This window comes from Klebsiella sp. K-3 (assembly GCF_051207495.1).
Classification (GTDB): Bacteria; Pseudomonadota; Gammaproteobacteria; order Enterobacterales; family Enterobacteriaceae; genus Klebsiella; species Klebsiella aerogenes.
Genome location: NZ_JBPNXF010000002.1, coordinates 109060 through 126786, shown reverse-complemented (window position 1 = coordinate 126786; position 17727 = coordinate 109060). Strand labels below are relative to the sequence as shown.

The 17727-nt window shown below is 56.4% G+C and carries 18 protein-coding genes; all 18 read right to left on the bottom strand.

Annotated elements, in window-relative coordinates:
- The gene (tssE, locus tag ACSEMK_RS03405) at nucleotides 1-564 is read right to left on the bottom strand and encodes a type VI secretion system baseplate subunit TssE (protein ID WP_015366570.1); all 564 of its coding nucleotides are present in this window, start codon (nucleotides 562-564) and stop codon (nucleotides 1-3) included.
- On the bottom strand, nucleotides 561-1355 hold the full coding sequence (locus ACSEMK_RS03400) for a type VI secretion system accessory protein TagJ (protein ID WP_430915134.1): 795 nt from the start codon (nucleotides 1353-1355) through the stop codon (nucleotides 561-563). The genes tssE and ACSEMK_RS03400 overlap by 4 nt, the downstream gene beginning before the upstream one ends.
- A gap of 9 nt (nucleotides 1356-1364) precedes the next feature.
- Nucleotides 1365-2348, bottom strand: a complete 984-nt coding sequence (locus tag ACSEMK_RS03395) for a hypothetical protein (protein ID WP_113373354.1) — start codon at nucleotides 2346-2348, stop codon at nucleotides 1365-1367.
- A gap of 21 nt (nucleotides 2349-2369) precedes the next feature.
- Complete coding sequence (locus tag ACSEMK_RS03390) at nucleotides 2370-3164, bottom strand: PP2C family protein-serine/threonine phosphatase (protein ID WP_430915133.1); 795 nt, start codon at nucleotides 3162-3164, stop codon at nucleotides 2370-2372.
- The gene (gene tagH, locus ACSEMK_RS03385; RefSeq protein WP_430915132.1) at nucleotides 3164-4891 is read right to left on the bottom strand and encodes a type VI secretion system-associated FHA domain protein TagH; all 1728 of its coding nucleotides are present in this window, start codon (nucleotides 4889-4891) and stop codon (nucleotides 3164-3166) included. Before tagH ends, ACSEMK_RS03390 begins: the two co-directional genes overlap by 1 nt.
- 80 nt (nucleotides 4892-4971) lie before the next feature.
- Complete coding sequence (locus tag ACSEMK_RS03380; RefSeq protein WP_213316095.1) at nucleotides 4972-5379, bottom strand: putative T6SS immunity periplasmic lipoprotein; 408 nt, start codon at nucleotides 5377-5379, stop codon at nucleotides 4972-4974.
- A gap of 9 nt (nucleotides 5380-5388) precedes the next feature.
- Entirely contained in the window at nucleotides 5389-5568 is a 180-nt protein-coding gene (locus ACSEMK_RS03375; RefSeq protein ID WP_113373352.1) for a hypothetical protein, read from the bottom strand.
- 55 nt (nucleotides 5569-5623) lie between these two features.
- Nucleotides 5624-6106, bottom strand: coding sequence for an Hcp family type VI secretion system effector (locus ACSEMK_RS03370; protein WP_015366565.1), 483 nt, complete (start codon nucleotides 6104-6106; stop codon nucleotides 5624-5626).
- Between the two features lie 179 nt (nucleotides 6107-6285).
- Complete coding sequence (locus ACSEMK_RS03365; protein ID WP_182941231.1) at nucleotides 6286-6708, bottom strand: T6SS amidase immunity protein Tai4 family protein; 423 nt, start codon at nucleotides 6706-6708, stop codon at nucleotides 6286-6288.
- On the bottom strand, nucleotides 6705-7211 hold the full coding sequence (locus ACSEMK_RS03360; protein ID WP_182941316.1) for a type VI secretion system amidase effector protein Tae4: 507 nt from the start codon (nucleotides 7209-7211) through the stop codon (nucleotides 6705-6707). The genes ACSEMK_RS03365 and ACSEMK_RS03360 overlap by 4 nt, the downstream gene beginning before the upstream one ends.
- A 16-nt stretch (nucleotides 7212-7227) precedes the next feature.
- Complete coding sequence (locus ACSEMK_RS03355) at nucleotides 7228-7614, bottom strand: Rap1a/Tai family immunity protein (RefSeq protein ID WP_228302251.1); 387 nt, start codon at nucleotides 7612-7614, stop codon at nucleotides 7228-7230.
- A 59-nt stretch (nucleotides 7615-7673) separates the two neighbouring features.
- Complete coding sequence (gene tssC, locus ACSEMK_RS03350) at nucleotides 7674-9173, bottom strand: type VI secretion system contractile sheath large subunit (protein ID WP_430915130.1); 1500 nt, start codon at nucleotides 9171-9173, stop codon at nucleotides 7674-7676.
- Nucleotides 9174-9176: 3 nt separating this feature from the next.
- On the bottom strand, nucleotides 9177-9701 hold the full coding sequence (tssB, locus tag ACSEMK_RS03345) for a type VI secretion system contractile sheath small subunit (protein WP_015366559.1): 525 nt from the start codon (nucleotides 9699-9701) through the stop codon (nucleotides 9177-9179).
- Nucleotides 9702-9776: 75 nt separating this feature from the next.
- Nucleotides 9777-10787 carry a type VI secretion system protein TssA gene (gene tssA / locus ACSEMK_RS03340; protein ID WP_047048471.1) on the bottom strand — a complete coding sequence of 337 codons (1011 nt, stop codon included), beginning with the start codon at nucleotides 10785-10787 and terminating at the stop codon, nucleotides 9777-9779.
- 11 nt (nucleotides 10788-10798) lie between these two features.
- On the bottom strand, nucleotides 10799-11506 hold the full coding sequence (gene tagF / locus ACSEMK_RS03335; RefSeq protein WP_047048474.1) for a type VI secretion system-associated protein TagF: 708 nt from the start codon (nucleotides 11504-11506) through the stop codon (nucleotides 10799-10801).
- Nucleotides 11507-11522: 16 nt separating this feature from the next.
- A complete protein-coding gene (gene tssM, locus ACSEMK_RS03330; protein WP_087860814.1) occupies nucleotides 11523-15134 on the bottom strand; it encodes a type VI secretion system membrane subunit TssM in 3612 nt (1203 codons plus the stop codon).
- A gap of 2 nt (nucleotides 15135-15136) precedes the next feature.
- Nucleotides 15137-16366: a DotU family type VI secretion system protein gene (locus tag ACSEMK_RS03325; protein WP_032714535.1), complete on the bottom strand. Its 1230-nt coding sequence runs from the start codon at nucleotides 16364-16366 to the stop codon at nucleotides 15137-15139.
- Nucleotides 16367-16380: 14 nt separating this feature from the next.
- Nucleotides 16381-17724 carry a type VI secretion system baseplate subunit TssK gene (gene tssK / locus ACSEMK_RS03320; protein ID WP_430915128.1) on the bottom strand — a complete coding sequence of 448 codons (1344 nt, stop codon included), beginning with the start codon at nucleotides 17722-17724 and terminating at the stop codon, nucleotides 16381-16383.
- Between the last annotated feature and the right edge of the window lie 3 nt (nucleotides 17725-17727).

Here is a 17727-nt window from a genome sequence, read left to right as displayed (position 1 = left end):
TTACCCCGCGTCTTTCAATTCAAAGTGGCCATTTTCGAGATCCACATCGGTACGGAACAAAAACTCTAATGGATACGGTACGCACCACAGACGCCCTTTAATTTCAATCGACAGGACGTTATGTAAATCCAGTGACTGGGTATCAGAAATACAGCGGACCTGCAGCCCCTGCGGCAGAATGCGCGGTTCGAAGCTAATAATCGCCTCGGTAAGTTTGCGTTGTATATCCTGCCATTCAATATCCGACATCCGTTTCCCGGCCAGCGGCGCGACGCCGAAATTAACCACCGAACGGCGCACGTGCGCCAGCGCGTCCAACGCCTGCGGATCGTCATGATTGATGGTATTAAACAGCCACTGCAGATCGCGCAGCACGTGACGGCGCAGCGTACTGTGGGTGATCAGGTTGCTGTTAAGCGGCTCCGATTTTTTCTGCGGCTGATTATCGGTCAGGCGGTCGAGCAGCGACGGCTGCATCTTATCGCGGGCGCCAATGGTCTCTTGCTTACTACGCGCCTGCCAGCCGCTGCGCAGCGCGTCACCGTCGCGTACCGGTTTGTTCATGCAAAACTCACCACGTCGAGAGAGAGAATCGGGAATTCATCGTTATCGTTAAGCCACACTTTCTGCCCGTGGCCCTGATACAGCGCGCCTTCGTCGTCCAGCGGCTGCCACTCGGTGGCGCGGCCCAGCTGGAAGCGCGCCTCCGCCTGCGGCGTGACAGGGTAACGCGCGGGGATCTGACACACTTGCTCGCTACCATCGGTCAGGCGTACCAGCGCATGTCGCCACACCAGATCGGTGACACTCGCCGGGGCCTGAAAACGAATTTCGGCGATAGCGGTAAAAGGCAGCCAGCAATACCGTCCATTGACGATAAGTTCGCAAACCGGGCCCAGACGCGCGTCGCCGTCCATCAACCAGTGAAAAGCGACCGCGGGAGTATCCGCCTGATTGAGATTGCCAGGATTAAGGGGCGCCTGTTCAAAGGCGGCCAGCCGCTGTCGCTGGGCGGTTTCTGAATCAACACAAAGCGCGGAGGCCAGCGCAGACAGCCACGGCCACTGGCTGTCCGGCATCTGCGGGCGGGCGCTGCCGGCAAATACCGCATCTCGCTGCTGCTCGCCCTGAATGCTCTGTTCCAGCAGGGTGACCGTTGGCCTGGCCTGCGGCTTCAGCGCCAGCCAGCTTTTTAGCTGCGCCAACGCACGCGTCCAGTTACCGCTCAGGCATAGAAACTGGACGAACGCCGCACGTAAATCGGCATCGGCGGGACGGCTTTTGATCTCGCTTTCCAGGCGCTGCAGCGCCGCGCCGACGCTTTCGCCAGCCAGCTGTTGATATAGCGTGTTCATCGTTGCTCCTTAGTTCGCCGCGCGCCATGCGCCTGCCGCCGGGTTACGCAGCAGCGGGTGCAGGCCGTCGATCAGCACAACGTTGAGTTTGATATCCGGCGCCAGCCACGGCGTCCAGACGCTACGCGCCGCCTCTATCCGCGCCTGTAGACGCGACGGATCGTTGGCCAGTTCGCGAGACATTTCGATAGCCAGCGTGCCGGTCATCTGCCAACCGTTTTGCCCGGGGTCATAAGGCAGGATCATCCAGCTTTGTTGAGCGTTTTCATTGCTGACTACCATGCGTTGGTTATTGACCGCGGTGATCAGAAGTTTGTTGGGGTCAGCGGCGGCATTGAGACCCACCACCGGGAAGCCGTGCACAAACGTCACGGTGCTCTGCTTTTCTTTACCGTTAACGGATTGAGTGATGACGGTGCGACCGCTCAGCCAGCCGCCCTTTTCGCAACTACCGGATTCAACAGCGGGAATGAATAAGGCGGCGGCGCTTTCCTGCCAGAAGGTGCGCAGTCGACAGCCGCCCTGCAATGTGAACTCCTGCCACGGCGTACGGTCGGCGGCGGGAGACAGTTTTTCCGCCTTCTCTTCCGGCGGCAGCCAGGCTGGCGCGACGGGCTTTTCCGCCGCCGCAGCGGTCTCGGCTGGCGCGACTTTTACCGCCCATTTTTTGTTTTTCGCCGCGCTCCCCTGAGCGATATGCCCATTGTTAGCGTCAACCAGCGTCCAGTTCAACTGCTGCAAACGCGAACACTGATGCTCCATTAACGCGCCGACGCGCGGCAGGAAGTTATCCAGTATCTTGACGTTCTTGTTGCCGTTGGCGACGATGCGTAGCGCCACTTCATTAGCGCACCAGCTCTGCGCGGTATTGCCCTTGATGTTATCGATCCAGACATCCAGTTTTTGCGAAGGCGATTGCACGATACGGTAGTTTTCCGCCTGCGCGACGCCGGTGGCGGCAAATATTGCAGCACCCAATATCCAATGTTTCATAAAAATCCTTCTTAGCCTGTCTCAATCCCGCAGGGGGAAAAATTGCGCGGCATCGGCCAGCGAGTGCAGCAGCGTCGCCTCTTCCGGACTGCCCATCCATACCGCGACGGCGCTGTAGTTGTCTTGCGAGGCCTGGTCGCCGTCATTGTTTCTCTGAAGATACTGATTCATCAGGGTTAACCACTCCTGCGGGGTATTGACCATCTGCAGGGAGGATTTCATCTGCTCTTCGCCAACGCCGTGCCAGAAACCATCGGTACAGAGCAAAAAGGCATCGCCGTCTTCCACCGGCACCACATCGCTATAGCTGGCTTCCGCGCCGTCGCTGGCCATGCCTAACGCCCGGTACAGCAGATTACTGTTAATATCGTCGGTCTGATGTCCGGCATCTTTCATCTGTTGGACCAGACTGTGGTCAGTGGTGACGTGGTACAGCCAGCCGCGGCGAAACAGGTATAACCGGCTATCACCGGCGTGGGCCCAATAGGCCAGCTTATAATCGCGATCGATAAACAGGCTCACCAGCGTGGTGCCCATTCGCCGATAATCCGGCGTCGCCTGCTGTTGCTGGAGAATGGCGCCGTTGGCCTGCTGTACATACTGGCGAATGGTCTGGGCGTTCAGATGATTATCGCCGTCAAACCGATCCAGAATCGCGTTGCGCGCCAGTTCCGCCGCCATCTCGCCGCCGGGCAACCCGGCAATGCCGTCGCAGACCACAAAGCAGGCGGAGCGCTCACCCACGCATTCGCCGGTCTGATCCTGATTGCTGGCGCGCGTTCCCTGGCGGGAAAGAGAAGCCGTGGTAATGTCCATTATTCTTCCGATCCGCTCTGTGAGTCTTTGTACTGATTCACTTCCATGTCATAGGCATAGAGGAACGCTTCGCCAAACAGGGTGTGGAAATCGTCTTCAATTTCCCCGGCGGTTTCGCCGTAGGTACGGACAAAATAGTCCCATAACGCCGCTTTGCGGCTGGCCGGAAGCGCCAGACGCGAAGTGTGGCCATCGCGTTTAGCCTCTTCTTCCAGCTGCTCGGGGTTAAAGGACTGCAGCATCGCGGCGATAATCGCGCGGATCCCCGAGATCATCCCTAACTGATGGGCCTGCAGGTCAATCAACGCATCGCGTACCGATTTTTTCGGCGGCATAAAGCCCGGCATCCGCGCGCCGAACATTTGCATCAGCACGGTTTTGCCCGAAGGCAACAGCTTGAACGGGTTATTGGCGTCGTCCAGTACCATGGTCATATCGGCTTTGACGCCGCGTTTGAGGATCGAACGCGAAGAGAGCAGCGCGACGGTGCCCTGCGAGAACATGCTCAGCATTTGACCAAGCTGACGCATATTCTCTTTGTCGAACTGCGGCACCGGCTGCATATCGCCGAGCCCCATGCCTTCCAGTAAGGCTTCCAGTAGCTCTCCCTGCAGCACTTCGCCGTTACCCGGCTGCGGCGTGCTGGTCGCCTGATGTTCATGACGTACGGGATCGATACGCAAGCGCCCTTTTGGCGTCTGGGCGGCTTGCCGCGCCACGGCCTGCGGCGTCGGTAAGGTTATTTCCGGCGCTTCTTCGCGCGCTGCCGCGGGCGGCTCCTGCGGCGGCTGGGTCATTAATAATGGCGAATCAAAAGCGGCATCAGGCTCGTCGGCAACCGTTTTAGCAGGCTCATCGTTGCTGAAGGCATCTACCGATGTCAGCGGCGCGCCGCCCATTAGCCCCAGCGGATCGTCATGACGCGCGGTTTTAGCGCTCGAGTCGCCGCCAAAGAGCGCCAGCGGATCCAATTCTACCTGCGGCTCATCGGCGACAGGCTGAGCCGGTTTTTCAACTGGCGGCACCAGCGTCGTTGGCGTAACGTCGGCAAAGATACTATCGCGATCAAATGGGGTGTCATCGGCAAACAGGTCGTCCGTCGCCACCGGCGGGCGCTCAAACAGCGGTTCGCTATCAGCGAACATCGCCAGCGGATCTTCCGGATTACGTTCGGCAGGCTTCGGCTCAGCGAAGGGATTCGGCGCGTTATCGGCCTGCGGCTTGGCCCGGCTGCTGGAAATACTGTCGGCAATCGAGAATTCCTGCATCAGGCTATCCCAGATTTCTGACGGTACCGCGGTTGGTGCGGCTTCCGCCACGGTGGGCGCTGCGGATGGCGCAGGTGTTGACGGTTTCGCAGTGACAGGCGGCTGACCGCTCGCCGCCATTCGGCTTATCGGTTGGCTATCCTGCAGCAGATCGCTGACTTCGATACGATAGTCGTCAATGGCGAGGATATCGCCATCCTGGAGTTCAACCTGACGCCCCCGCTCCAGCGGGATCTCGTTGAGTACCACCCGCGTCACGTTGCCGCGATTGGTAATTTTGCACTCGCCGTCTGCCGCCACGTGGACGATGGCCTGCAGGCGAGATATGGCGCGGTCGTCATCCGGCAGCACCAGGTTATTGTCCGTGCCGCGCCCAATGGTACCGCCCGGCGCGTAAAAGTCACAGCTGCCCTGCGGGGGCTGATGACCGGCTTTGGTCGAAATAATCGTGAATCGCATAGCCTATTCCTGCTGATATGATTGGCGCACAAACGCTGCCGCTCTCGAAATAAGAACGGCGGCGTTTGCGGGGACACATTTTATTCAGTCTGTGTAAGCTTAAATTGCCCTGAAGCACTTTCTACTAAGGAGAATCGAGCACCATAACGAACGGAATCGTTTTTACCAGACACTTTTAGTGCAACATCATATTCTCCAGCTTGCCATGTAATACCACTCCATTGGTGACACTGCTGGCTATTTAACATCGCGGTAGGGCTGAACGTCGCTGGCGGTGATATTGGTTTCCATTCATTGGCCGTTTTTTTCATAATGGTGGGCGAAGAACTAGTGATAGGCGCTTCCAGCCCTGAGTTAACGGGGAGAGCAAAACAAGGCTCATTGTTTTTTAGTGTTACTGAAAACGTCTGATATTGTGCCGGGTGAGGTACACAGGCGTTTATCATGATTGTGAACGCCAATATAATAAAAAATTTACTCATAACCATGCCCGCCGATCAATACATTTCACCATTAGGCGTCATTACAACATTATTTGATTGCATGTTAAATGGTAAGTAAATTTTATTATGTCCTTTAACTTCAGAATATTTTATTGCGTCGCCAAAAACCAAACGTGCTAATGCTATCTCGCCGATAGTAAGAGAACGATAACCCCCTTCCTGCAAATTTGCCATGTATCCTTCCTCCTTGATTGAGAATGGCCGGGGAAAATCCCCGGCACGTAGGCAATTATGCTTCTTTATTTTCTTTGATATTCCAGCCGGCGCTGCTTTCTGCCCCTTTACCGCCAGCGGAAGTCTGCTCCCAGTACTGCTGTTTCACTTTCGCCGCCTGGAAGGCATAGGTTACGCCAACGGTGTCGCCGTTATCGGCGCCGGTGTACTGCACGGAAGTCACCAGTACATCTTCGAGGGTGATTCGCGCATATTCAACCTGCTGACCACCGGCTTTGCAGACCGAAAGTTCAACTTTGGTCAGATGCTTGCCGCTGGAGCAGTGCTTCAGAATCGCGGTGGTGGATTTGTCGATCAGCGCATTTACGTGCAGGTCGTTGAAATTCACTTTACCCGCACCGCCACCGCCGCCCACGCTCATATTACCCGGCTGGGATGCGCCCCAGGAAAAAGAGGTAATATCAGTCCAACCGGTGTGATTAGAATCTTTTGATTCACCGGTTACACCCTCGACCTTCAGAAACATATCAATAGCCATAATATCTACTCTTCGTTAATGAAAATTATTGCTTTCGAAAAAGCACTTATATGGCAAACAGGAAAGCATGGGGCTGAATAAAACCATCCATATTTTACCTCTGCCTCAGAGCAACAGGCTTAAGCCCATTGCTGGTCTTAACACTCATGCTGTGAAATAGCAGGAATGCAAAGTTGAAATTAATGCGGGTTATCCTGACTCCAGGTTTTATTAGGATCACCGATGATTATTTGCGAAGTTAATTGATCCAGTTCCGTACTATGATAAAGGCGCAAACAATTCAAAGTGACGCCCTGAATTGCGGGTTGTCTCTCGGAATGAAAGTCATTGGTGGCACTTTTGTATTTAGTAATAATGGCGTTAATTTTGTCATTACCGTTTTCAATATCAAAAGGCACCCACTCCAGCAACGCATTGCTACTGCGCGCAGCATCCACAGAAAACTGACTTTTATCATCGGCTACCTGCGCCAGACAGCGGGATAAAACCACGTCTTTAACAACCTGCTTATAGGGTAGCTGTTTAACAAACAATACCGGGTCGTCCCAGGCATAAGCCGACGCACTGCTAGCAAGCAGCAGACTGATAATGATTCTGTTCATGGCAACTCCCAAAAATTGGCTTTGGTCGTCGTGTAATTAGTGTCCTGGGCATTGAAATAACAGTGATCCGAACAGGTTAAGCCATTCCAAAAAGTGGCATGGCCAGCGGCATCGCTCCAGCCCTGTACTTCGAACAAAATCACGCCTTTTGTATTAGCCAACTGCTGAACGGGTAAAGAAGGATAACTAACGATCATATCGGGGTTACCCCACTGGCGGGTCAGCCAGGCGATAACATCTTTAACCCGGAAGAAATACCATTTGTTATCTGCGCCAGATACTGTCAGTCCGGCAATACGCGGCACTGGATGCCCGGTATAGTTCAACACATAGCTCATGCGTACGGCACAGCTATTTGACCAGCCACCCTGCTGTTCCGGTATTTCAAAGTTGTGTTTCACTTTTCCACCGATGACTCGCTTAACTTTACCAATAGGATCGTTAGCGTCGTAAATGCGCGTTGCCGCCGCCCATGCGGCAACAAAAGAAGGTCTGGCGTTCATTTTTATTCTCCAGTGGTTATCCATGACAAGGCAACTCCTTCGCCAACGCTTCGGTAATCAGCATCGCCGCAGGCTGTTTTATTCGCTCGTCGGGCAGCTTTTTGAAATAGCTGTAGACGCTTTCTCGAAGCGATCCCGGCAGTGCCTGCTGATAACCGCACCAGGCTTTACCTTCTGTTGCATCCATCACGCCAAGCAGATACATATTGGCCTTTAACTGCTGCTGGGTATTGTCTTGCGCCAGCCAGGCCTTGAGAAACTTTTCGCCGCTCAACCGCACATCATTACGTGATAGTTGATTGGGATCGCGTAGTAAATTGGCGGAATCATCAGCCGCCTGGACGACAGTAAATGGCGTCAGCACCGTGAGCAGTCCCAGCGTGCAGAGTGGTAATAATTTCATTTCTTTACCTCCTTCCATGGCGTTGTACCTGCCGGGAGTCGCCTCCCGGCGGCATCATATTACGCTTCCTTGGTTTTCAGCGACGGCAGCTTGGAAACCAGACGCAGCGACACGGTAAGCCCTTCCAACTGGTAGTGCGGACGCAGGAAGAACTTCGCGGTGTAGTAACCCGGGTTGTCTTCGATCTCCGCTACCTGCACTTCAGCCGCCGCCAGCGGTTTGCGCGCTTTGGTCTCCTGCGACGAGTTAGCCGGATCGCCATCAACGTAGTTCATCACCCAGTCGTTCAGCCAGCGTTCCATGTCATCGCGCTCGCGGAAGGAGCCGATTTTGTCGCGCACAATGCACTTCAGGTAGTGAGCAAAACGGCAGCAGGCGAACAAGTACGGCAGACGCGCGGCCAGACGTGCATTCGCCGTGGCGTCGGCATCATGATATTCCGCCGGTTTCTGCAACGACTGCGCGCCGATAAAGGCGGCAAAGTCGGAGTTTTTGCGATGGATCAGCGGCATAAAGCCGTTTTTCGCCAGCTCCGCCTCGCGGCGATCGCTGATGGCGATCTCGGTCGGGCATTTCATGTCCACGCCGCCATCGTCGCTCGGGAAGGTGTGGCAAGGCAGATTTTCCACCGCGCCGCCGGATTCCACGCCGCGAATGGAGGTGCACCAGCCAAACTCTTTGAAAGAGCGGTTAATGTTCGCCGCCATCGCATACGCCGAGTTGGCCCACGCGTAATTGTTGTGATCCGCGCCGTCGGTCTGCTCTTCAAAATCAAAACTGTCCACCGGGTTGGTTCGAATCCCGTAAGGCAGGCGCGACAGGAAGCGCGGCATCACCAGCCCCAGATAACGCGCGTCTTCCGACTCGCGCAGCGAACGCCAGGCGGCGTATTCGGTATTCTGGAAGATTTTGGTGAGGTCGCGCGGGTTCGCCAGCTCCTGCCAGGACTCCATCTGCATCACTTCCGGTGCGGTACCGGTAATAAACGGACAGTGCGCAGCCGATCCGATACGCGCCATTTCACCCAGTAATTCCACATCCTGCGGACTATGGTCGAAATAGTAATCGCCGACGATGCAGCCGAATGGCTCGCCGCCAAACTGGCCGTACTCCTGCTCATAAATTTTCTTAAAGATCGGGCTCTGGTCCCAGCCCACCCCTTTGAAACGTTTCAGAGTGCGCCCCAGCTCCTGCTTGGAGATGCTCATAAAGCGGATTTTCAGCATCTCGTCGGTTTCGCTGTTGTTGACCAGGTAGCTCAGGCCGCGCCATGCGCTTTCCAGTTTCTGGAACTCGTCATGATGCAGGATCTGATTCACCTGGCGCGACAGCTGCTCATCGATACCGGCAATCAGGTTTTGAATGGTGCGATAGGTGTCGTTGGAGAACGTGACGGTGTTTTCCAGCGCCTGCTGCGCGAGGGTTTTTACCGCGCTCTCAACGGCGGAACGCGCCTGGTCGGTTTTCGGGCGAAACTCTTTGTTCAGCAGCGCGCTGAATTCATCCTGGCTAAAGGCCTGGCTGGACTGCTGCTCATGTTGTTGAGTCGGGTTGCTCATCGATTACTCCTCGCTACCTTTCGCACTGTCATCTTGTTTCGGCATCTGGCTCAACGATTTGAGCAGCGTCGGATCCTGCAAAATTTTGGCAATCAGCTCTTCCGCGCCGTTTTTACCGTCCATATAGGTGAGCAGATTCGAAAGCTGGGTACGGGCTTCCAGCAGTTTGTTCAGCGGCTCCACTTTGCGGGCCACGGCATCCGGCAGGAAGTCGTCCATGCTGTCGAAGGTTAAGTCGACGTTCAGTTTGCCTTCGTTGGTCAGCGTATTGTCGACCTGGAAAGCGACGCGCGGTTTCAGCGCTTTCATACGTTCGTCGAAGTTATCAATGTCGATGTCGAGGAACTTACGTTCATCGACCGCCGGTTGATTGTCGACCGGTTTACCCACCAGATCCGCCATCACCCCCATTACAAACGGAAGCTGGATTTTGCGTTCCGCACCATAAATCTCTACGTCGTACTCGATCTGTACGCGGGGCGCACGGTTGCGTGCGATAAATTTCTGCCCACTTTTACTTATTGCCATGATGTTCTCCATCGAAGATGCGCGGTAAAGGTTGAGCGCCAGACCTTATGCCTGTCGCCATAATGTCCGGACGCGTCAGTCGCGACGTCCAAAAATGTTTTCCAGTTGATGAACGCCGTCCGGCGCTAAATCGCGGATGATGTCCATAAAATCCAGCTCAATCAGCCGCTGTACCCGTTCAATCATCAGCGGCGCGGGGTGACTCGGTTCGTGCTGAGCGAAGTACTGTTTTACTTTTTCCAGCATCTGCTGCGCCTCGGCGCGGCTGCTGATTTGCGCGCTGCGCCAGTCAACGGCAGACGGCGGCGGCGCGTTGGGAATCGCTTGATGTTCACTCACGGCACTCTCCTCGCGGGACGCGTGAAAGGACGAAATATCGGTTATCTGGCAGGCGCCGGCGACGATACCGACGGTCTTCTGCAGTTGTTCCATTTCCGGCACGCCGCTTTCACCCAGACAATCGCTTAATATTTCGCGGATGGTCTGCAAGCGCTGGTGAATGGCGAGGATGGCGTCAATCCCCGGCTGTCCGCCGCGGGCCAGTTCATCAATCAATCGCGAACGGCCGCCGGGATAATCCGCGCATTCGGTTTTACTGCCATCGAGCAGCGCCTGCGCATCGCGCAATAGCAGTTCATCGCCATTACTGCGTAACAACACGGCATTGCGTAACGCGCTGGTCAGCGCTGATTTATCACTCAGCCCCGCGAGCGCATTGATGCGGTAAAACGGATCAGTTTCGCCATACTCTTCCAGCAACGGGTAAATTGGCTGCCAGTAAAGCGACAGCGCCTGTTGCACCAACAGCAGGCCATCCGCGTAGCCACTCAGGCCGCGGCGTTTTGTCCACGCCTGAGTCAGCGCCAGCATGACGCGTAAATCTTTGGTGCGGCTAAGTAACCCCGCCGCCAGCTTTTCTACCGTCGTCCAGTCAGCGGGTTCCGCCGGGATGATGGTGTCGCCAAACTGCTGCTCGGCTTTACCCTGCATCGCTTGTTCCATTGCCTGGAAGTCGGCGTCATATTCGAGGTTTTCACCGCAGGGCTGCTCCGCGCTAACCGGAGCAAGGAATTCATCAATATTCATGGCCTACCTGCTTATTCAAACATCGGCGGATACAGACCGTGACGGCCCGGTCTCGCGCCCCCGGCGGGATCAAACAGCAGCGTGAACAGCTGGCCGGTCAAATTACCGCTATGGACGTGGGTATAGAGCGGATAACCATCGGCGCGGTTGGTCCACCAAAAACTGGTCTGACGCTGCGGATCAAAACAGTCCGCCGCCTGCTGCCAGCCAAGGGAGCTTTGCCCATCTTGCTGATAGCCAATCACGTCGAGTATTTCCGAACGCTTTTCCGCCTCTACCAGCTTTGGCGCCGGAATGGCGAGTAGCGCCTGGTCAAGTTGTTCAGCGGAAAAGCCATTACGTACCGCATGCAGCAGCGTTCTGCCCACCTGCTGATACCACTCTCCGGCCTGAGTGAGGATTGAAGGCGACCACTCCAGCGGGTTGAAGGCCATTTGCGCGCAGATGGGATACTGGCGGCCTACCCGATCGCGTCCGGGGATCAGACACCCCATCTGCACCATCTGGCCGCTCAACATCGGCGGAACGATAAAGTTCCATACCGGCGCGTTGCTGAACTGGCGTTCGCCGCTACGCTGTTGCTCCTGTTGCCAGGCCATCAGCCCAACCTGAAACCATTGCGACCACTGGCGAACCAGCATGTCCGGAAATCGACGTTGTAAAAAATCGCCGGTACTGGGGAGTTTCCCGTACCAGCTCATCGCAGGGGCGTGAGTCATTCGGCTTTCCTTGCGGTTATGGACATGAGAAACGGGGAAGCTGGAACGGATTGCGGATACTGTTCGGCGCAAACTCCAGCGTGACCTGGTAACCATCGACATTAAACGTTGCCTGACGGCTCAAACTGCTGCTGCCGGGCGCGGTGCGCGCTTTATCAAAAAAGCGGTTCAGCGCCCATGAGCCGCTGGTCACCAGCGTCGAGGTGGTACCATCGGCCAGACCGAGTTGCATACGCACCTGGTTGGTTCCGCCCGGCCCCGGCCAGCTCATCATTTGCACCGCCTGCGGACCGTGGCTGTAGCGCAACTGCTGGCCATCAACATCCAGCGTCAGGTTGAGGATCCGGTTGTCCATGCTGATGGTGCGCACCGTCACTTTAAATGACGGCGTGGTTGCGCCATTGGCAAAGAACGCGTCGCGGATCGATTGCGCCTGCTGGAAAGGCCTTAATAACCCTTCACTACCCGGCAACGTTTTGCCATCGATGCCGGGCATAAAACGCCAGCTGGACTGCGTGGTATCGACTTTATTGGTCAGGTTGTCACGGAAGAAGGTATCCATCATGCCGGTGCCCGGCGCGAACATACGCGCCAGATCGTCCGGCGTGACTTCGCTACTGGCGCTGCGAACCAGCGGATAGCGCCCGGCGATAGCCTGGCGGCAGAAACCGCCGACCTCCACGCTAATCCGTTTACGTACGTTATCGAGATCGCGGCGCTGGGTATCACTACTGGCGCCTACCGCCATTTTGCTGAACATGGTTTGCAGGCCGCCCGGTAAGCGCCCGGCGCTGGCCTGCAGACGGCTAATGGCATCGCCGCCCGGCGGTTGCATACCGCTGTTGGCGGCATCCTGTACCGCCGTCAGGTAGCGATAAAGTTCGTCGATCTGTTTGAGGAAATCATCGAACACAATCGTTTTGCCGCCCTTTTCCAACGGCTGCGCCAGTTCGATCAGCGGCGCGTAGTGTTCCGTTACCAGCTGTTCCGGCGTCTGGCTAAGCGCCGCGCCCTGGGTTGCGCCACCCTCATCATGGCGGAAAAGCGCTTCCAGCGTTCGGGTCGCGCGGTTGCCCTGCTCGGCTGAACTTTCGCTTTTAACCGTATCCGGCTCGGCGCGCGCCAGGTTCAGCACCTGACTCAGGTTGATAACCAGACGGCGCAGCGGCGAGTTACTGGCTGAAAGCAGACGCGCGGTGTTGATCCGCGATGACAAATCGGCGCTATTGTTGAGCTGAATATCGGCAAGGAAGCGATCCCAGTTGGCGATAAAATCACGCATATAGAGCTGACGGACGGCGTTATCGGTTTGCTGTTTATCTTCCGACGCGCTGGCGGCGCCCAGCACCCAGATATCATCTTCATGCAGCGCGCTGGTCACGTTATCGATCTGTTTATTGAACACCTTCCAGTAGCCATCTGGCGTGTACAGACCGGGCACGCCTTCCGCGATCGGCGTACCGCTTTTACGCGAGAACACCAGTTCGCTCTGCGGCCCGCCGAGCGTCGCCAGCGAGACCGCTTTCAGATTGTCGTCATGCTCAAGCAGACGTTTCAGCCGACCATACACTCTTGAGGAGAGCGGCTGCTGGTTAATCAACGCCCGTTCGCGGGCGATCAGCGCATCGTCTTTGGCATACGGCGAGGACTGGATTTGCGGTTCCAGTAGCTGGACCAGATGCCCTTCCAGCTGTCGTAGCTGCGCCTGCGTCACGTTTTGCGGCAGGTTACGCTGCAGGTTAAGCATCACCCAGGAGAGTAAAAACTTGCCGTCATACTGCTTGGGCTGATAGAGCATTTGATAGGCTTTCAACGCCTCGTAGCTATATTCGGCGTCACTGCCATTGTCGTTGCGTAACCAGGTAGTGATACGCATGGCGACATCCGGTAGCAGCATTTGCTGTAGCGCTTTTTGATACAGCGTCTGCGAGGCGTCGCTGACATCATTACCGCGGTAGAGTCCCATCCGGCGGCTAACCGGCGGGTCGTTGACGTCAAAGTCGGCGCTCTTCGGCAATTCCAGCAGGCCGTTGAGTAGCGGCAGCATGGCGAACAGATCGCGCTGCTCGGGGTTTTGCAGCGCTTTGCTCTGCTGCTCAACCTGCGGTACCTTCGCCGAGACTTCTTGCAGGTAGGCCTTATTTTTGCCGTAGCTTGTCAGCCATAGTACGCATGAAATGATTAACAGCGCCGCGAGCGCCGCATAGCCTGACCAGATCGCTGCGCGGTTACGCAGTTCCCACCAACGGTTCTGCCCGGCGATGCCGGCTTCCTGGAAAATCACGTTTTGCAGCAGGTTTTTAATGAAATAACTCTGGCCCTTGGCGCCGGGGATGGGCGCTTCTTTACTGACCGAGTCCCAGTTGTCGTTTTCATTTCCCTGCGGCAAAGACAGCGCGCGATTGAGTTCGCCCATCACGCGGTCGAACGGTAACCCTTCCTGGGTGCCGCTGGCGAAATAAATGCCGCGCGGTGAAAACTCGGTTTCAAAGTTAGAGCGGGCAAAAACGGTACTAAGATAGTCCGCTAACAGCGGCCGCAACGCCGCAAACTCTTGCGGGAACAGCCAGGCTTCGGCGCGGGTTTTGGCATCATGCTCTTGCAGCATCGTATCCGGCAGCCCCGCTTCAAGCCGCTGTTGCAGTAACGCAAACTCCTGGGTAAAGCGGCCCATCAGATCGAAGTCAGCAAGGCTTGCCTGCTCCCACGGGAAAGTGAAGCCCCAGATTTGATCGCGCTGCGCCTTGTCGTAACCGGCAAACCAGGCGCGAAAGCCTTTAAGCAGGTCGGCCTTCGTCACCAGTACGTACACCGGGAAACGAATACCCAACTGTTCATGTAGTTCAGAGAGACGCTGGCGCAGATTAACCGCCTGCTGCCGCGAGGCCTCCGTCGATTGCGTTAACAGATCGGAGATACTTACCGTGACGATAACGCCGTTAATCGGCTGGCGGCGGCGGTATTTCCGCAATAACCCCATAAACTTCAGCCACTCGCTGGCGTCCTGCGCCTGCTCGCTCTCCTGGGTGGTATAGCGCCCGGCGGTGTCCAGCAGCACGGCTTCGTTGGTAAACCACCAGTCACAGTTGCGCGTGCCGCCGATGCCGCGTAACGCCGTTTTACCGAAGCGGTCGGCTAGCGGAAACTGCAGCCCGGAGTTCGCTAAGGCGGTGGTTTTACCGGAGCCGGATGCGCCAATAATCACATACCACGGCAGCTGATACAGATAGTGGGTGCTAAAGCGCTGGGTCCACTGACCATTACCTGTTTTACTGAAGTGCGCTTTTTTCAACATTTGCGCGGCTTCATCAAAGCGATCGGCGAGGATCTGGTCTTCGCTATTGAGGCGCTGCTGCGGATCGCTGCCCTTCGGCGTGTCTTCCTTCAGGTTATCCATCAGCTTGCGGTTGAGCCAGGCGTTGTACAGGCGCGGCAGAATGTGGCTTTGCGCCCAGATGAGGTACACCAGCGCAATAGATATAACGCGGTTTTGTTCCGACTCCAGCGGCCGGGTATCGACAATCGACAATAGCGGGCCAATCATCCAAATGACGGCCGCCACCGCCGTGGCGCCGAGAAAACCCCATAGCAGCCGGTTGGTCAGTATGGAAAGCAGAAGTGTCAGCATCCTTAATTTCCTTGGGGCAATCCGTTCAGCTCAGCCCGGGTATTATCGGGCGACACCAGCAGAGTAATTTCCACACGGCGGTTACGGGCACGGTTCTCAGGAGTGGTATTCGGCGCGATGGGGTTCATTTCCCCTCGCCCTTCGGCTTTTACGCGTTCGGGCTGCGTCAGATGATTTTGCAGTTGTTTTTGTACCGAACGCGCGCGTTCCAGGGACAGCTCGTAGTTCGAGGCAAAGCGCGCGCTGCGGATAGGCACGTTATCGCTATAGCCGACCACCAGAATGCGGCCGCTGACGTTGTTCATCGCTTGCGCAATACGGTCAATGACCGGGTCGTAGCGATCGCGCACCACCGTTGAGGCCGAAGCAAAGAGCCCGTCGCCTTTGAGGATCACCACGCTGCGGTCCGCTTCGTCACGGACCGCAACCAGCCCTTCGGCAATTTCCGGGCGCAGAAAACCTCGCAGGTTAAGTACCGCCGGCAATTTTTCCGCCGGCTGAGCAATCGACGCTTCCGGCAACGGCGTCTGGTAAATTTTCGCCAACACCGGGTTGGTGGCATCGCCAAGCCGCCAGTTAAGAATGATATAGAACAGACAGGCGGCGAACCCCGCCAGCGCGACGCAGGCCCACAGCGGCACCACCGGACGCCACAGTTTACGCAGCACCGGGCGATCCTCGCCGTGAACCGATAACGGCGGCGCGTAGCCGCCGCGTACGCCGCAAATCATCTGCCACAGGCGCTGCTTGATGGTTTCCAACTGCGTGCGGCCGTTATCCATTACCCGGTAGCGCCCTTCAAAACCGAGCAACAAACAGTAGTTGATCAGTTCCAAAAGATTGATGTGTTCGCGTGGATTCTGCGACAGGCGCGCCAATAGCTGGAAGAACTTCTCCCCGCCCCAGGTTTCGTTATGAAAGGTCACTAAAAGACCACTGCCCGACCAGACGCCGCTACTCCCCCACGGCGTTAAGGCCGCAGCCTCGTCCAGCGCGGTACACAGGCAGTAACGAGCGCCGACTATCACCTCGTAGGGTAACCCCGCCTGCTGACCGCGCACTTCAAAACGGCGGATTTCATCAATCAAACGCTGGCGCAAACCGGCCTGGTCATCGTGCGATACCGAATGACGGATCTGTGGAATCGCATTTAGCAATGGGTTGGCGGCCGTCACCAGGGGATTATTGCCGCTCACGCCATGACTGGCAGCGGCCTGTTGTTCCTGCATCATCAACGCTCGCTTTCTTATTCCGACGGGCTACGGATAGCCCAAAATTCCATATCCAGGCCGGGGAACTCGCCTGCCAGATGCAGTGCGAAGGCGCCAGATTTCTCCATGTCGTTCCACAGCTCGCCGCCCTTTTCGACTGCAAAGTAGTTGTAACCGGCATGCCACGGAATTTGCGGCGGCGCGGCGGGCATAGCGCGCAGGATCAAACCCGGAAGCTGTAGTTGCACCAGATCGCGAATTTTGCTCACCGGCGCGACTTTCATCTGCGCCGGGAAGTGCGTTTGCAGAACATCACCTGGTACGCTGGCTTTAACTGCCAATACGAATCCGAAATCACGCACCATGCTGCTCTCGGGTACCGTCGCGATGTTCAACCCATGCGATCGTTCTATCAGCGGTAGTTGGATGGCATTGTCTTCCATTACCTGTGATAACCCCTGGCGCAGCAACAACATCAGTTTGCCGAAGCAGCTAGCGAGATCGTCATGGTCATAAATCGGCAGCGCGGCATCCGGACCGCGCTGCGCCATCCAGGTCGTCAGCTCGGCGGCGAACGGCAGCCAGCTATTCCACAATGACTCGGGATGAACTAACGGCAGCGTTTTGAGATGTGAGAGATGGCCGAGATGGCGATTGACCAGCGCAAGTAGAGTGAACTCAATTAATTCAGAAGTATTAAAACGCCCCGGCTGTCGCAGCCGGCTGCCGATTTGCTGGCTACGCTGCGCCAGCAGACCATGCAAGTCGTTGATCATCGCGTAAATCAAAGGATGATTGATGCCGTTAAGCATCGGCGGGATATAGCCATTATCGAGTTTTACGGCGTTATCGTTGCGCTTTTCGGTGATGAACGCCACGCCGATGGCCGTCCACTCGGCGGTCAAATCCTTTTCCAGCATCAGGGTGAGCCGCGGGCGGGCAAACTGCACGGTGGCATCGCCGACCGACAGCGCATTGTCATCTTCCACATCCTGTTCAAACGCGGTAAATCGCGCCAGCGAGTCTTTTTCCTCGCTGAAGATAACCTCTTCCCGACCGCCGCGGCGTACCGGCAAGGCCAATACGACTTTTTCGCCCGTGACGTTACCCGGGATTTGCAACGGCGCCGGGCCCTGACGAGCATCGCGAAACTGGAAGAAAGTTCCATCCGGCAGCAGGCCGCTGGCATAGCTCAGGGCAATGCACCCCTGACGCAGCATCGCATCATCAAGTTCAATCTCAAGAAAACCCCACAGCCAGGAGCGCTGTAATCCGCCCCATTCGCGAATTTGCGTTTGCAGGTAGCTTTCTGCCCGCTGAAAGTGATGCGGACGCAAAAACATGCCTTCGGTCCAGACCACCTTTTCTGCTTTATTCATACA